Annotated in this window: 11 protein-coding genes; 4 read left to right on the forward strand and 7 right to left on the reverse strand. The window is 74.0% G+C overall.

What is annotated here, in order from left to right:
* Window positions 1–18 precede the first annotated feature (18 nt).
* The 5 genes from OHV05_RS30585 to OHV05_RS30605 form a co-directional block, all read right to left on the reverse strand.
* The gene (locus OHV05_RS30585; protein WP_405020543.1) at window positions 19–2,934 is read right to left on the reverse strand and encodes a polysaccharide lyase family 8 super-sandwich domain-containing protein; all 2,916 of its coding nucleotides are present in this window, start codon (window positions 2,932–2,934) and stop codon (window positions 19–21) included.
* 160 nt (window positions 2,935–3,094) lie between these two features.
* Window positions 3,095–4,120 carry a LacI family DNA-binding transcriptional regulator gene (locus tag OHV05_RS30590; protein ID WP_405020544.1) on the reverse strand — a complete coding sequence of 342 codons (1,026 nt, stop codon included), beginning with the start codon at window positions 4,118–4,120 and terminating at the stop codon, window positions 3,095–3,097.
* Between the two features lie 81 nt (window positions 4,121–4,201).
* On the reverse strand, window positions 4,202–6,220 hold the full coding sequence (locus OHV05_RS30595) for a glycosyl hydrolase family 28-related protein (RefSeq protein ID WP_405020545.1): 2,019 nt from the start codon (window positions 6,218–6,220) through the stop codon (window positions 4,202–4,204).
* A 163-nt stretch (window positions 6,221–6,383) separates the two neighbouring features.
* Window positions 6,384–7,217 carry a sulfurtransferase gene (locus tag OHV05_RS30600; protein WP_405021584.1) on the reverse strand — a complete coding sequence of 278 codons (834 nt, stop codon included), beginning with the start codon at window positions 7,215–7,217 and terminating at the stop codon, window positions 6,384–6,386.
* A 62-nt stretch (window positions 7,218–7,279) separates the two neighbouring features.
* The gene (locus OHV05_RS30605; protein ID WP_405020546.1) at window positions 7,280–7,918 is read right to left on the reverse strand and encodes an NAD(P)-dependent oxidoreductase; all 639 of its coding nucleotides are present in this window, start codon (window positions 7,916–7,918) and stop codon (window positions 7,280–7,282) included.
* Between the two features lie 110 nt (window positions 7,919–8,028).
* Between OHV05_RS30605 and OHV05_RS30610 the strand changes: the two genes are divergently transcribed.
* Both OHV05_RS30610 and OHV05_RS30615 read left to right on the forward strand, forming a co-directional pair.
* Window positions 8,029–8,409, forward strand: a complete 381-nt coding sequence (locus OHV05_RS30610; RefSeq protein WP_405020547.1) for a winged helix-turn-helix transcriptional regulator — start codon at window positions 8,029–8,031, stop codon at window positions 8,407–8,409.
* Between the two features lie 383 nt (window positions 8,410–8,792).
* Window positions 8,793–9,245: a calmodulin-binding protein gene (locus tag OHV05_RS30615; RefSeq protein WP_405020548.1), complete on the forward strand. Its 453-nt coding sequence runs from the start codon at window positions 8,793–8,795 to the stop codon at window positions 9,243–9,245.
* Window positions 9,246–9,326: 81 nt separating this feature from the next.
* Here OHV05_RS30615 and OHV05_RS30620 read toward each other — a convergent pair whose 3' ends face one another.
* Together OHV05_RS30620 and OHV05_RS30625 are read right to left on the reverse strand one after the other, a co-directional pair.
* Complete coding sequence (locus OHV05_RS30620; RefSeq protein WP_405020549.1) at window positions 9,327–10,019, reverse strand: response regulator; 693 nt, start codon at window positions 10,017–10,019, stop codon at window positions 9,327–9,329.
* Window positions 10,016–10,843: a sensor histidine kinase gene (locus OHV05_RS30625; RefSeq protein WP_405020550.1), complete on the reverse strand. Its 828-nt coding sequence runs from the start codon at window positions 10,841–10,843 to the stop codon at window positions 10,016–10,018. Before OHV05_RS30625 ends, OHV05_RS30620 begins: the two co-directional genes overlap by 4 nt.
* Before the next feature lie 139 nt (window positions 10,844–10,982).
* Between OHV05_RS30625 and OHV05_RS30630 the strand changes: the two genes are divergently transcribed.
* Both OHV05_RS30630 and OHV05_RS30635 read left to right on the forward strand, forming a co-directional pair.
* Entirely contained in the window at window positions 10,983–11,693 is a 711-nt protein-coding gene (locus OHV05_RS30630; protein WP_405020551.1) for an ABC transporter ATP-binding protein, read from the forward strand.
* Window positions 11,690–13,996, forward strand: a complete 2,307-nt coding sequence (locus OHV05_RS30635) for an ABC transporter permease (protein ID WP_405020552.1) — start codon at window positions 11,690–11,692, stop codon at window positions 13,994–13,996. Before OHV05_RS30630 ends, OHV05_RS30635 begins: the two co-directional genes overlap by 4 nt.
* The last annotated feature ends 34 nt before the right edge of the window (window positions 13,997–14,030 follow it).

The following is a 14,030-nucleotide window of genomic DNA, read 5'->3' on the forward strand; positions in this document are numbered from 1 at the left end:
CGGCCGCCGGACGGGTGGTCAGGAGCTGATGACCTCGAGGAAGGGCTGCCGGGCCGGGGCCTCCCGGCTGTCGAGGTTGACGGCGAGGCCGGCGGTGCCGAGGGGTTGCCAAACGGTGAGGGTGGTGGTGGGCCCGGTGAGGGCGGGGGTGACGTCGAGGGCGACCCAGTCGGGGGTGGTGGAGAGGGGGCCGGTGCCGAGGGGGGTGCCCGGGGTCGGGGCGTTGTTCCAGGTGAGGGTGGGTTCGGTCCAGGGGGTGGCGGGGGTGGTGAAGGCCTGGACGGTGGTCCGGGTGCCGCCGGAGTCGGCGACGGCGCCGTGCAGCCAGAGGACGGCGCGGCGGACGGTGCCCGGGACGGCGGAGGTGTCGAAGGTCAGCAGGGCGCGCCGACTGAAGCCGCTGGCCGTGGAGTTGGTGTTCTTGACGGTCAGGACGGTGGCGGTGCCGGACGCGGTGTCCCCGTACGAGCCGTCCCGGACGTAGGCGTCCCGGACCGGCGCGAGGACGGTCGCGGTGGCGGCCGGGGCGGTGCCGGTCCGCCGGAGGGTGACGGTGCGGCTCGCGCCCTGGGTGCCGCCGGTCTCCGCCAGCAGGGTGACCGCGCCGTCCAGGGAGAGGACGTTGACGCCGGGAGAGGGGTCGGCCGAGGTCCAGCCGGCCCGGGCGAGGGTGACGGTCACGGTGGCGGCCAGCCGGGACGGGTCGGCGACGGTGACGGTGAGCACCCCGCCGGTCTCCCGGACCAGGACCGAGCAGGGCGCCGAGGCGGTGATCGGCCCGGCCGTCCCGGCGGCGAAGAAGTTGGCGGCGGTCAGACCGGAGACGGAGTCCGAAACGGCCTGCACCGAAGCCGAGTTGGCGAGCACGGTGGTGGTGGGTGCGGCGGCCCGGGCGGCGGCCGCAGCCGCACCGACCCCCGGCATCAGCAGGTACTCGTACCCGGCGCCGGACGGGTCGGTGCCGTGGTCGAACCAGAGGGTCAGATACCGCCGGGTCAGCTGCTCGGTGGTCCCGCCGGTGTTGATGTCGTGCCAACTGCCGCTCCGGGCCTCCCGCTTGACGTGCAGGGTGCTGCCCGCCGGGAGGACGTACCCGCCGAAGCCGGCGATCGCGGCCGACCGGGCGCCGGTGAACTGCTGCGACCAGCCGAGGGTGGCCGGCTGGACGGTGCCGTCCACGGTCAGGGCGTGCGTCCCGGTGGGGCCGAGGTTGCGGTTCTCCACCACGGTCTCCACCGGGACGCCGTCGGTGCAGCTGATCCCGGCGCCCAGGCAGAGCACCGAATCGTCCAGCAGGAACCACGACTTCCGGCCGCTCAGGGTGGCGGACAGCCCCCGCACGTCCTGGCCGACGGCCGCGTAGGTGCCGTCGGTGGCGCCGCCGGCCCAGACGTTGTCCGGACGGGCCGCGCCCCAGGCGCCGCCCGCCGCGTCGGCCAGCGGCTTGGTCGAGACGGTGGTGCCGGGCAGGCGGTACGGGTCGACGGTGGGCCAGAAGGCGTCGGAGTACTGGCCGTTGCCGTAGTCGGCGCCCCACCAGGAGAGCAGGCCACTGTTGGTGTGCCAGCCGCGCAGGTGCTCGCCGTTGCCGGTCTCGTAGAAGGTGGTGCGGGCCGAGCAGAGGCTCAGCGAGGCGGCCCAGCGGGCCCGGCGGACCACCGCGCGGTCCATCGCGAACACCCGGGCACCGGCCGGTTCGGCGGTGGTGGTCACCGAGGGGTCGGCCAGCAGGGCCTGGGCCCGGGCGAGTTCGGGGACGTCCAGATAGGCGTTGGAGAGGTAGGGGCGGTAGTGGTCGCGGGTGATCCAGCCCTTCACGGCGGCCCGCCACCCGGCCGACTGGGCGGCCGGGGCGGCACCGGAGTCGGCCAGCCGGAGCAGGTGGCCGAGGATGGTGTGACCCCGGGTGTGGTCGTCCTGCTGGAGCTGGAGCAGGTCGCCCGCCTGGCGGCCCCGGCTGACGGAGCGTCCGCCCACCGAGTCCATCACCAGGCCGTTGTAGAGGAACGGCGCCCAGGCGTTGCCGACGGCGTCGAAGACGTTCTGCCGCTGCGGGTCGGAGACCTGCCAGGCCGAACCGGCCAGCAGGGCGAACAGCTTGCTCAGGCCGCCGAGCAGCACCTCGCCGTACGAGCCGGTGTACGGCACCCAGGTGTGCTGGACGAACGAGCCGTCGGCGTACAGGCCGTCGCCGCTGAGCACGTACGGGAAGACCGGGGAGAGCGCGGTGGAGGCGGCGGCGAGCTTGGCGGAGCTGCGGCCGAGCACGCCGGACAGGGCGATCACCCGGCACAGGTCGACCCGGTTGGCGCCGGTGCTGGTGCCTGAGTAGGAGGTCAGCCGGGAGCCGGGGACGGCGTGGTCGACGGCGGTCAGGTAGCCGGTGAGCCGATCGGTGGTCAGGCGGTCGCGGACCAGGACGCAGACGTCCAGCAGGGCCTGCGGCGTACCGATCTGCCAGTCCCACCAGTTCCCGTAGGCGGTGGCGGTCGGGGTGTAGGCGTTCGCGTGCAGGTGGTCCAGGCCGGTGACGATCGCGGCGCCCAGGGCCGGGTCGGCGGTCAGGCCGGTGCCGGGCTGGGCCCAGGCCAGGGCCATGGTGCGCAGCCGTACGTAACTGCCGGTGATGTTGGCGGAGTTGGTGCCGAGTGGCAGGTCGGGCCAGAGCGATCCTGTGGTGGGGGCCATCGTGCCGTACTGCGCCCGGGCCCGGTCGCCGAGGGCGCGCAGGGTGGTCGCGTACGGCTCGGTGGCGGGGTCGAAGCCGGTGCCGGTGAGCAGGTCGCGCCAGCGCAGCCGGAGCGTGTCGTACGCGTCGGCGGCGGCCCCGGCCGGGCCGGCGGTGAGCAGGGCGGAGCCCAGCGCCACCGAGCCGATGGCGAGTTGGAGGACGCGGCGGCGGGAGAGCAGCGGGCTGGACGGCACGGCGTTCATGGGGCCTCCTGGCCGGACCGGGGTCCGGGCACGGCGAACTGGCCGCTGGGCGCCGTGGGGGTGGGCGCGGCGGCGCCCGGTCGGAGCCGCTCCGCTCCGGGCGGCACGACGGTAAGCGCTTTCCCGACGAGGAGTCAACGGTCCGGACAGCACTGGGCCGTCAGCGCCGGGGCGGGCCGGTGGTCCCGCGCAGGACCACCTCGACCGGCAGCTCGACGGTCCGCGGCTCGGCCGGCCCGAGCGCCAGCCGGACCGCCTCGGCGCCCAGCCGGGCCAGCGGCAGCCGGACGGTGCTCAGCGGTCGGCTCAGGTCCTCCGCCAGCGGGATGTCGTCGAACCCGGCCAACGAGACCTCCTCCGGCACCCGGATGTCCCGGGCCCGCAGCTCGGCCAGTGCGCCCACCGCGCAGACGTCCGAGAGGGCGAGTACCGCGGTCGGCCGGGCGTGCCCGGGAAGCGGACCGTCCAGCAGCGCCGCCATCGCCCGGCGGCCGCCCTCGCGGCTGAACTCCGCGTTCAGCACCGCCTGTTCGGGCAGTGCCACCCCCGCCTCGGCCAGCGCGTCGCGGACCCCGGCGAGCCGCTCACCGGGCACCAGGAGCCGGGCCGGTCCGCCGATCACGGCGAACTCCCGGTGTCCGAGCGCGAGCAGGGCCCGGGTCAGCGCGGCCGCGCCGGACCGGTTGGCCGGGCGGACGGTGTGGTACCCGGGGCCGTGGTCGGTGACGGCCGCCACCGCGCCGCCGGTGGCCCGGTACTCGGCCAGGGCCGCGTCCAGCCGGGCGGCGGCCGCCGGGTCGGTCCAGCCCGACCCGGCCAGGATGACGGCGCGGACCCGCTGGGCGTGCAGCAGCCGGACACCGCGCAGTTCGGTGGCCGGATCGCCGTCGGTGTTGACCACCAGCGGCAGCAGCCCGGCAGCCACCGCCGCATCGCAGGCGCCCCGGGCCAGGGCGGCGAAGTAGGGGTCCGCGATGTCGTGCAGCAGCACCCCGACGGTGGCGGTGGCGGAACGGGCCAGCGCCTGCGCGGGGGCGTTCGGCAGATAGCCGAGGTCGGCCGCGCAGGCCCGGACCCGCTCCGCCAGCTCCGGGCGGACCGTCCGGGCCGAACCGTTCAGCGCCCGCGAGGCGGTGGCCAGCGACACCCCCGCCGCCCGGGCCACGTCGCCCAGTGTCACGCCCACGTCCGACCCCGTTCAGCAGTGCAGCAGCAGCAGCAGCAGCAGCAGCCCGGACCGGGCGGTCCGGGCCGCCAGGCTACCCGTTCACCAGGTGGACGGCGCCGGAGGTGCGACCACCGGCGGGCGGTCGTCGCAGGTGATCGTGTTGGGCAGCTCCCAGGGCGCCAGCCAGGCGCCGGTGGTGCCGCCGCCGTCGTTGCCGCCCAGGTCGGCGAGGGCGAACTCGGAGCCCGCCGGGGTGAAGTGGAAGGTGCCGCAGTTGTTCACCCCGACCGCGCCGACGTTGCGGGCGTCCACGTTCTCGAAGGTCGCCGAGCCGGCCGCCCGGGCGCTCAGCACGGAGGTGCCGGTGCCGTCGATCCTGAGGTCCTTGAAGTGCAGGTTGGTGATCGAGTACCGGTCCTTCACCGGCCAGTCGGCGACCAGCATGAGCGCGTTGTAGGTGTTGTCGAGGAAGGTGTTGCCGGTCACCCGGGTGTCGGCGGCGATGTCCCGCTCCAGCGCGTAGAACCAGAGCGCGCCGAGGCCGATCTTCCAGTTCAGCTCGTAAGTGCCGGAGCGCACCGTGGTGTTGTCGGTGATCCAGAGGTGCCCGGTGAACGGCTCGGCGCCGAACCGGGAGCCGACCTGGATCGCGCTGCCCTCCCGGACCGGGTCGGCGACCAGGTTGTTCGAGACGGTGTTGTCGGTGCCGCCGTACAGTGCGATGCCGTTGGCCAGCACGGGGGACTGCACGGTGTTGTGGTCGAAGGTGTTGCGCGCGTTGCCGGTCCTCTCCGACCACATGGCCAGGCCGTCGTCGCCGGTGTTCCGGACGAAGTTGTCGGCGACCAGCGAATCGGTCACGCCGGTGTGGAAGTTGAGCCCGTCGGCGATCTGGTCGGCGATCACGTTCCCGGTGACCCTGAGGTTGGTCATCGGCCCGTCGAACCAGAGGCCGACCTTGGTGTGGTGCAGGTACAGGCCGGAGACCGTCGAGTCGCTCAGCGCGCCGCCGATCGCGTTCACCTGGTCGGTGTCGATCCGCTCGCGGACGTCGCCCTCGATCGCGAAGTCGGCCAGGTGGACGTTCCGGCTGCCGCCGGCCGAGGCGTCCTTGCCGTAGAAGCCGACGCCGGTGTGCACCGAGCCGTCGGGGGCCGGGGTGGCGAGGTCGGTCTGACGGCCCTTCACCACGGTGTACCAGCTGCCCGCACCGACGATCGTCACGTCGTCGACCAGGATGTGCCGGTTCACCTGGTAGCTGCCCGGCGGGAGGTAGACCTTGAGGCCGGTCCGGCGGGCGAAGGCGATCGCCCGGTCGATCGCGTCGGCGGAGTCCCGCCGGCCGGTCGGGTCGGCGCCGAACAACAGCACGTTGGCGGCGGCGAGTTCGACCTTGGGGGCGGCGACCAGCTGGGAGTCCAGCAGGTCGATCACCGTCCAGGCGGCGGCGCTCCCGGCCGGTACGGTCAGCCGGACCTTGTCGCCGGCCCGGTACTGCTTGCCGAGCAGCAGGCGCTGCTCGTCGTAGAAGTGGTTCGGGCGGAACGGCGTGGCGACGGTCGGGGCCGGCGTGGTCGCGGCGGGGACGCAGGAGCACTCGGTGATCCACCAGTCCGGGTGCAGCAGGCCGGCGTTGGGGTCGTTGGAAAACGGGTACTGGTTGTACAGCCAGGAGTACTGCGAGGTCAGCGTCATGGCCCGGCGGTCGCGGCCGTTCACCGTGACGTCCAGCGGGGCGGTGATGCCGCCGCCGTTCGGCGCGTCCGGGATGCTGTAGCGGACGGTGATCGCGTTCGCCGCGCTCGGCAGGGTGAACTCCACGTACTGACCGGGCGTCAGCCTGACCGCCTGTCGGCCGGAGGCCTCGGCCGGGAGGGTGTACGCGGTCCGGTCCGGGCCCAGCACGGTGCCGTCGGTGACGGCGTGCTCCGCCTCCTGCTCGGCGAAGTCCACCCGGGCGCCGCGCCCACTGACCAGGGCCGGATCGAGACCGGCCCTGGTCAGCACCGGTGCGGCGGCCGGACCAGGGGTGGCGAACGCCGTGCCGCCCAGCACGGGGCTCAGGCCGATGACGGCGGCGGTCAGCGAGGCGACTGTTCTGGTGATGTTCCGTGACATCAGGTGCCTGTCTCTGGTGGGAGGTTGCGCGCCGGGAGCGCTCCGGGCGGCGCGGACGCCAGGAGGGTGAGGCGACAGTAAAGCCCTCGCACCGTTCACCACAAGGTTCTTGCAAGTAAGTGATGAGAATATGCGTAGCCGAGTCAGAGATTTGCGGAGTCGGCTACTCCGCCGTGGCCACCGGCAGCTCGGAGGGCAGACCCCACTCGCTCCACGAGCCGTCGTACACCGCGAGGTCGCGGTAGCCCGCCAGCTCGGCCCCGAGGGTCAGCACGCAGGCCGTGACGCCGGAGCCGCAGCTGAACAGCAGCCGCTCCCGGTCGCCGACCAACTCGCCGTAGCGGGCGCGCAGTTCGGCGGGCGGCAGCATCCGCCCGGCCCGCTGGAGCTCGCCGAACGGCAGGTTGACCGCGCCGGGCATGTGCCCGCCGCGCAGCCCTTCCCGGGGCTCCGGGGCGGTGCCCGCGAACCGTTCGGCGGTCCGGGCGTCGAGCACCGCCGAGGTCCCGTCGGCGAGTGCGGCCAGCACGGTGGAGCTGTCCACGATCAGCCCGGGCCGGGGTGCGGCGGTGAAGTCGCCGGCCGTCACCGGGGCCGAGCCGGCGGCGGCCCGGGGCAGTCCGGCGGCCGTCCAGGCGGGCAGGCCGCCGTCCAGGACGGCGACCCGGTCGAAGCCCATCGCCCGGAACATCCACCAGGCCCGGGCGCTGGAGTAGACGCCCGCGCCGTCGTAGACCACCACGGTGCTGCGGTCGTCGACACCGAGCGCGCGGACTGCGGCGGTGAAGTGCGCGGCGTCCGGCATGGTGTGCGGGCGGGGGTCGGTGTGGTCGGAGAGCGCACCGTCCAGGTCGAAGACCCGGGCTCCGGCGATCGGCAGCGGCTCGCCCCGGTGGGCGCCCACTCCGGCGTCCAGCACCACCAGGTCCGGGTGGTCCAGTCGTTCGGCCAGCCAGTGGACGTCGACCAGGGGGCCGGGCAGGGCCAGCGAACTCATCACGTACTCCTTCGGGATCGACGCGGCGTCGGCCGGTGGACGCCGCACCTCCCGATTGTGGATCATCCCCCGGCGAGGCCCGCGCTCCGGACGCCGAGGTGGGTCCGGTGGTGGGCCGGCCGGTCGATCTCGTCCAGCACCGCCACCGCCAGGTCGGGGTAGGAGATCCGGTCCTCGGCAGCGGCCGGGGCGAAGACGTAGCCGCCGGTCCGAGCCCCCTGGTGGTCGAAGTCGCCGGAGGGGCTGACCACCAGCCAGTCCAGCGGGTCGGGCGCGGTGCGTAGCACCTCGGTGCCGGCGGCGTGCGCGAGGTAGAACTCGCGGTACTCCTGCGGGTAGCCGGGAGCGTCCATCAGCAGGACGCCCGAGGCGGTCGGGAGGACCGAGGCCAGACCGACCGAGAGCAGCCGGGGCACCCCGGCGGTGGTGAGCCCCTCGACCAGGGCGGCCGAAGCGGTGGCGAAGAAGTCGGGCACCGGGGCGTACGCCGCGACCACCGCCGCGTCGTGGCCGGCGGCCAGCCGGGCCACCGCGGCCGGGTCGGTCACGTCCCCGGCGGTCAGGGCGCCGTCGTCGGCCGCCGCCGGGTGGGCAGCGGGGTCGCGGACCACGGCGGTGACCCGGTGACCGCGCAGGCGCGCCTCGGCGGTGATCGCGCGCCCGGCCCGGCCGGCCGCGCCGAAGACGATGATGCTGCTCATGGGGGAGTCCTTCCGTCCCTGGCCGCCCGGTCGGCGACCCGTCAGGAACGCTAGCCCGGAGCCTGGTTACCTCCGGGGTACCAGGCGGTGGCAGGCCGTAGGCTCGGCCCGTGCGAGAGCCACTTGACCCAGAGATGTTCGACCCGGTCTGCCCGTCCGACCTGTCGCCGATCCGGTTCGGCGACAAATGGGGCGGCATGATCATCCGCTGCCTGGAGGACGGTCCGCGACGGTTCTCCGAGCTGCGGGTGCCGCTGCGCGGGATCACCGCCAAGGTGCTGACCAGTTCGCTGCGGGTGCTGGAGCGCGACGGGTTGCTCGTCCGGACCGAGCGGCCGGGCCAACTGCGCTGGGTGGAGTACGAGCTGACGCCGGTCGGGCGCAGCCTGCTGGGTCCGATGGACGTCGCCTGCGCGTGGACCCGGGCGCACTGGGACGAGCTGCTCGACGCCCGCGAGGCGGCCACCGGGGCGCTCTCCGAAGCGGGTTGAACCCGGTCGGGTCACGAACAACACGTTTGGAGTTCGTCAGCGGAGTGTTCGGTGCGCTGACCTCCGGAAACCTCCGGCCGAGCGCGCGTCGGGCCCGGCGGTGCGCAGTGGGAATCGGCCCGATCGGGCAGGCGGAACGAGGGTCGGGGTGCCCTTGCGGGCATTCTTCCGGGGTGCCAAATCGGTGCTCGCCAAGTGGGTTAGGCCAGGTCAGGGATGCATCTGACGGGCCGTCGGGGACGGTGATTCGTCCCGATGGGGCGGTCACGAAGTGTCCTCCCGGGCACTCCTCGCGGACTCCCGACAAATTCGCTCTCCGGCTGCTTACGGTTCGTTGCAGACGGGCCGTGACCGCGGCCCGACCGATACCGGAGGTCTCAGTAATGCGACGTACCATCACCAAGTTCGCCAGCATCGCGGCCGTTTCGATGTTCGCGCTGACGCTCGCGCAGCCCGCCCAGGCGGTGCAGAACACGGGTGCCGGCACCACGGCCGCCTCGGCGTACTTCGAGTTCACCGACGGCACGGACACCTTCGTCTTCAAGCTCACCGACTCCGCGAAGATCCAGCAGGCCCGGAACATCCTGAGCGGCGTGGAGACCGAGACCGTGGGCGTGATGGGGAAGGTCGTCAAGACCCCGGCTTTCTACAACACGCCGTGGAAGTACCAGCTCGCCCCGAACTCGGTGTCGTTCTTCGGCATGGCGGTGGAGGTCTGTGACGCCGGCATCTCGTACGTCAACAACCACCTGAGCGAGGTCGGCGGCGCGCTGCTGCCCGGCTCGACCTGGTGCCCGTGGCAGTCCAAGCTCACGCGTGAGATCACCGCGCCGTAAGGCCCGCGTCCGGCGGTGCGCGAGCGCTCCGCCGGGACGACCCGCTGGGGTCGGTGAGCGGCCCCCGGCCGCTCACCGACCCTACGGCTGTCGGTCGCCCGGGGCGACCAGGCCGGTCTCGTACGCGACCACCACGGCCTGGGCGCGGTCGCGGAGCGAGAGCTTGGCGAAGATCCGGGCCACATGGGTCTTCACGGTGGCCTCGCTCAGGATCAGCATCCTGGCCAGTTCGGCGTTGGAGAGGCCGCCGCCCATCAGGGTGAGCACCTCCAGCTCACGGGCCGTCAGCCGGGCCAGGTCACGGTGGACGGCGGGGGTGGCCGGAGCGGGGGTGGCACCCGCGAAGCGTTCCACCAGGCGGCGGGTGATGGAGGGGGCGAGCAGGGCGTCGCCGGTGCTGACCAGCCGGACCGAGTTGGCGAGGTGCTCGGAGGTGACGTCCTTGAGCAGGAAGCCGCTCGCCCCCAGGGCCAGCGCGGTGTAGACGTAGTGGTCCAGGTCGAAGGTGGTCAGCATGACGACCCGGCAGTCCGGCGCCTCGGCGAGGATCCGGCGGGCCGCCTCCAGACCGTCCAGCACCGGCATCCGGATGTCCAGCAGGGCCACGTCCGGCCGCAGTCGGCGCACCTCGGCCACCGCCTGGGCGCCGTCGGCGGCCTCGCCCACCACGTCGATGCCACGGGCGGTCAGGATCATCCGGAAGCCGGTGCGGACCAGTTCCTGGTCGTCCGCGATCACCACCCGGGGCGCCGGTACGGCCTGCGGCCCGGTCACGGCCGGTCCAGCGGTATCCGGGCGCGAACCCGGAAGCCGCCGCCGAGGCGGCGGCGGGCGTCCAGGTCACCGCCGTAGACGGCGGCCCGTTCGCGCAGGCCGAGCAGCCCGCGCCCGGCGCCGTCGGCCGGGGCGGCCGGCCGGGCACCGTCGCCGGTGAGCACGCTCGGCCCGCCGGTCAGCACCTCGACCCGCAGGGAGTGGTCGGCATAGCGCACCGTCACCTCGGCCCGTCTCCCGTCCCCGTGCTTCAGCGCGTTGGTCAGGGCCTCCTGGACGATCCGGTAGGCCGTCACGTCGATCCCGCCGGGCAACGGCCGGGGCTCGCCGGAGATCCTGACCTCCACCGGCAGACCGGCGAAGGCGATCCGGTCGACCAGCGGACCGAGCCGGGCCAGTCCCGGCTGCGGGGTGAGCGGGCCGTCCGCGACGGTGTCCGAACCGTCGGCGGTCGGGGCCAGCAGGCCCAGCAGGTGGCGCAGTTCGGTCATGGTGTCCCGTCCGGCGGCCTCGACGGCGGCCATCGCGGTGGCCGCCTGCTCCGGCAGGGTGGCCAGCACCTCGCGGGCGGCCCCGGCCTGAACCACCATCAGGCTCACGTTGTGGCTGACGATGTCGTGCAGCTCCCCGGCGATCCGGGCCCGCTCCGCGGCCACGGCGGCATCGGCCGCACCCACCCGCTCGCGCTCCAGCAGCCAGCCGCGCTGCTCCAGCGCCGTCCGGTACCGCCGCCGGGCCCGTGCCAGGGCAAGGCCGAGCCACCCGGCGACGCCCGCCGCCATCCCCAGCGCGGCCGTCAGCCACGCGATCCCCGATCCCCACACCCGACCATCCTCGCAGGTCGGGCCGGGCAGCGGCATCAACCCCCGGGTGCAGTCCCGTACATCTCCGGGATGACGGACCGTCGGGGTTACACCCGGGGAGGGACGCCGCCGCCCGGCCGGGTCTCCTAGGTTTCCGGTCATGACTACTGATCACGACAGCGACCGGCGGGTCGTCGTACAGCTGGACGGCGTGCACAAGGAGTACGGCGACCTGAAGGCCCTGGACGGTGTCTCGCTGGAGATCCGGGCGGGCGAGGCGGTCGCGGTGATGGGGCCCTCGGGCTGCGGCAAGTCCACCCTGCTCAACCTGGTGGCCGGGCTGGACCGGCCGAGTGCTGGCTCGGTCCGGGTGAACGGGCAGGACCTGGGCGGGCTGAACGAGAGCGGGCTGGCGCTGTTCCGGCGGCGGGGGATCGGCATGATCTTCCAGTTCTTCAACCTGCTGGACGACCTCCCGGCGCTGGACAACGTCGCGCTGGCCGCGCAGCTCACCGGCACGCCTGCCAGGCAGGCCAGGCACCGCGCGCTGGAGCTGCTCGACGAACTGGGCGTCGCCGACCGCCGGAACACCTACCCGGCCGCGCTCAGCGGCGGCGAGCGCCAGCGGGTCGCGGTGGCCCGGGCGCTGATGAACCGTCCGGCGCTGCTGCTGGCCGACGAGCCGACCGGTGCGCTGGACAGCCGCTCCGGCGAGCAGGTGATGGACCTGCTGATCGACCTCAACCAGATCGGCCAGACCCTGCTGATCGTCACCCACGACCCGAAGCTGGCCGAGCGCTGCGCCGGCCGGCTGGTGGAGTTCGGCGACGGCCGGGTGGTCCGCGAGAGCATGCTGGAGCGGCAGCTGTGAGCGCGGTCTGGCGCGCCTCGCGCGCGGCGGTGGGGCGGCGCAGGCTGCAGACGGTGGTGATCGGCCTGGTGGTGTTCTGCTCCACCACGACCGTGCTGCTCGCGCTGGGGCTGCTGGACGCGGTCTCCCACCCCTTCGACCGGGCCTTCGAGAAGCAGCACGGGGCCCACCAGGTGGTGCTCTTCGACGCCGACCGGGTGTCGGCCGACGAGCTCGCCGGGACGGCCGGCCGTCCCGGGGTCGAGGCGGCGGCGGGTCCGTTCGACCAGGTCACGGCCCGGCTGGCGAAGAGCCCGCCCGGGGTGGGCAGCGGCGCGTTCCGGGTGGTCGGCCGGGCCGATCCCGGCGGCCCGGTGGACCGGCCCGAGCTGCGGGACGGCCGCTGGGCCACCGCGCCCGGTGAGATCGTGCTGAACGGGGAGGGCGACCAGATCCGGCCCGAGCTGATGGGCTCGAAGGTCCGGCTGGTGGACGGCCCGGAGCTGACCGTGGTCGGGGTCTTCTCCTCCATGAGCAGCTCCGCCGACGCCTGGGTGACCCCCGAGCAGATGGCCGCGCTGCACCCGACGTCGCGTCAGATGCTCTACCGCTTCGCCGCGGCCGGGTCGGCGGACCAGCTGGAGCGCGGCCTGGCGACCGCCACCGCCGGGCTGCCCGCCGAGGCCAGGACGGCCGCCCGGTCCTCGGCCTCGCTGGAGGAGGCGTTCGCCGGTTCGGCCAAGGCGTACCTGCCGTTCATGACGCTGTTCGGCGTGCTCGGCCTGCTGGTCTCGGCGCTGATCGTGGCCAACGTGGTGGGCGGCGCGGTGGTCTCCGGCTTCCGGCACATCGGGGTGCTCAAGGCACTCGGCTTCACCCCGAACCAGGTGGTGGGGGTGTATCTGACGATGGTCTCGCTGCCCGCCGCGATCGGTGCGGTGCTGGGCACGCTGGCCGGTGCGGCACTGGCCGGGCCGGTGCTGCGGGTGGCGTTCCAGGGGGTGATGCGCGGGACGGCGGTGATCGAGATCAGCCCCTGGGTGTACCTGGTCTGCCTGCTCGGCCTGCCCGCGCTGGTGGCGGTGGCCGCGCTGCTCCCGGCGCTGCGGGCGCACCGGCTCCCGGCGGCGCGGGCGATCAGCGCGGGCAGCGCACCGCGCTCCGGCCGGGGGCTGCGGGTGCAGCGGGCGCTCGGCGGCACCCGGCTGCCGAGGGCGGTCAGTCTGGGTCTGGGCCAGCCGTTCGCCCGGCCCGCCAGGACCGCGTTGACCGTGGCGGCGGTCCTGCTCGGCGTCACCACGGTGACCCTGACCACCGGGCTGACCGCCACCATGGTGCAGTACGCGGAGTCCGGCCGGGACGACGGTGGGGTCCGGCTGGACGTCCGGGTCGGGCGGGCCGCGTTCGAGCAGACCGAACCGAAGCTGGCCGACCGTCAACTGGAAGAGCTGCTGCGCTCGTTGCCCGGCACCGAGCGGGTGAGTGCGGAGGCGATCAGCCAGGTCACGCTGGCCGGGTACCCGCAGTCCAGCGCCGGCTTCTTCCGGCGCGGCGACCAGGACCCCGGCGCGGTCCGGGGGATCGCCGAGGGCCGCCCGGCCACCGGGTCGGGGGAGGTGACGGCGTCACCGACCTTCCTGAGCCAGCACGGCCTCGCGGTCGGCGACCGGGTCACCCTGGGGCTGGACGGCCGGCAGACCGGCGCGACCGTGGTCGGGCGGACCGTCGACGGCGACGCCCGCTTCCTCTCCTCGACCTGGGCCACCCTGCTGGAGCTCGATCCGGCGGCGAGCGCGGCGTACTACGACGTCCGGCTGAAGCCGGGGACGGACGTCCAGGCGTACGTCGACGCGGTCCGGGCGGTCGAACCCGGGCTCTACCCCGGGGTGGTGGACGACGGGAACCTGGCCGCCGACACGGTGGTGGGATTCTCCTCGGTCTTCACCGTGCTGCTCACCGTGGTGGCCGCGCTGGGGGTGTTCAACACCGTGCTGCTGAACACCCGGGAGCGCCGCCGCGACCTGGGCATGCTCAAGTCGATCGGGATGACGCCGCGTCAGGTCACGGTGATGTTCGTGACCTCGATGGCGGTGCTCGGCCTGCTGGCCGGACTGGTCGGCATCCCGCTCGGGATGGTCGCGCACCGGGTGCTGGTGGACAACGTCGGGGCGGTGGACTTCCCGGCCGCGATGAAGGAGGTCTGGCACCTGCCGGAGCTCGCGCTGCTGGGCCTGGCGGGGGTGGTGATCGCGGTGCTCGGCGCGTACCTCCCGGCCCGGTCGGCGGGGCGGGTGACGATCGCGAAGGTGCTGCACACGGAGTAGCACCCGGCTCGGTGGAGCCCGGGCGGGGCGCGCG

It is taken from the genome of Kitasatospora sp. NBC_00070 (assembly GCF_045041205.1).
Taxonomy (GTDB): Bacteria; Actinomycetota; Actinomycetes; order Streptomycetales; family Streptomycetaceae; genus Kitasatospora.

Bases quoted from the DNA above. Each gene is read 5' to 3' on its own strand.
- OHV05_RS30600 (WP_405021584.1), bottom strand. From the start codon at position 7,217: ATGAGTTCGCTGGCCCTGCCCGGCCCCCTGGTCGACGTCCACTGGCTG.
- OHV05_RS30615 (WP_405020548.1), top strand. From the start codon at position 8,793: ATGCGACGTACCATCACCAAGTTCGCCAGCATCGCGGCCGTTTCGATG.
- OHV05_RS30585 (WP_405020543.1), bottom strand. From the start codon at position 2,934: ATGAACGCCGTGCCGTCCAGCCCGCTGCTCTCCCGCCGCCGCGTCCTC.
- OHV05_RS30605 (WP_405020546.1), bottom strand. From the start codon at position 7,918: ATGAGCAGCATCATCGTCTTCGGCGCGGCCGGCCGGGCCGGGCGCGCG.
- OHV05_RS30630 (WP_405020551.1), top strand. From the start codon at position 10,983: ATGACTACTGATCACGACAGCGACCGGCGGGTCGTCGTACAGCTGGAC.
- OHV05_RS30595 (WP_405020545.1), bottom strand. From the start codon at position 6,220: ATGTCACGGAACATCACCAGAACAGTCGCCTCGCTGACCGCCGCCGTC.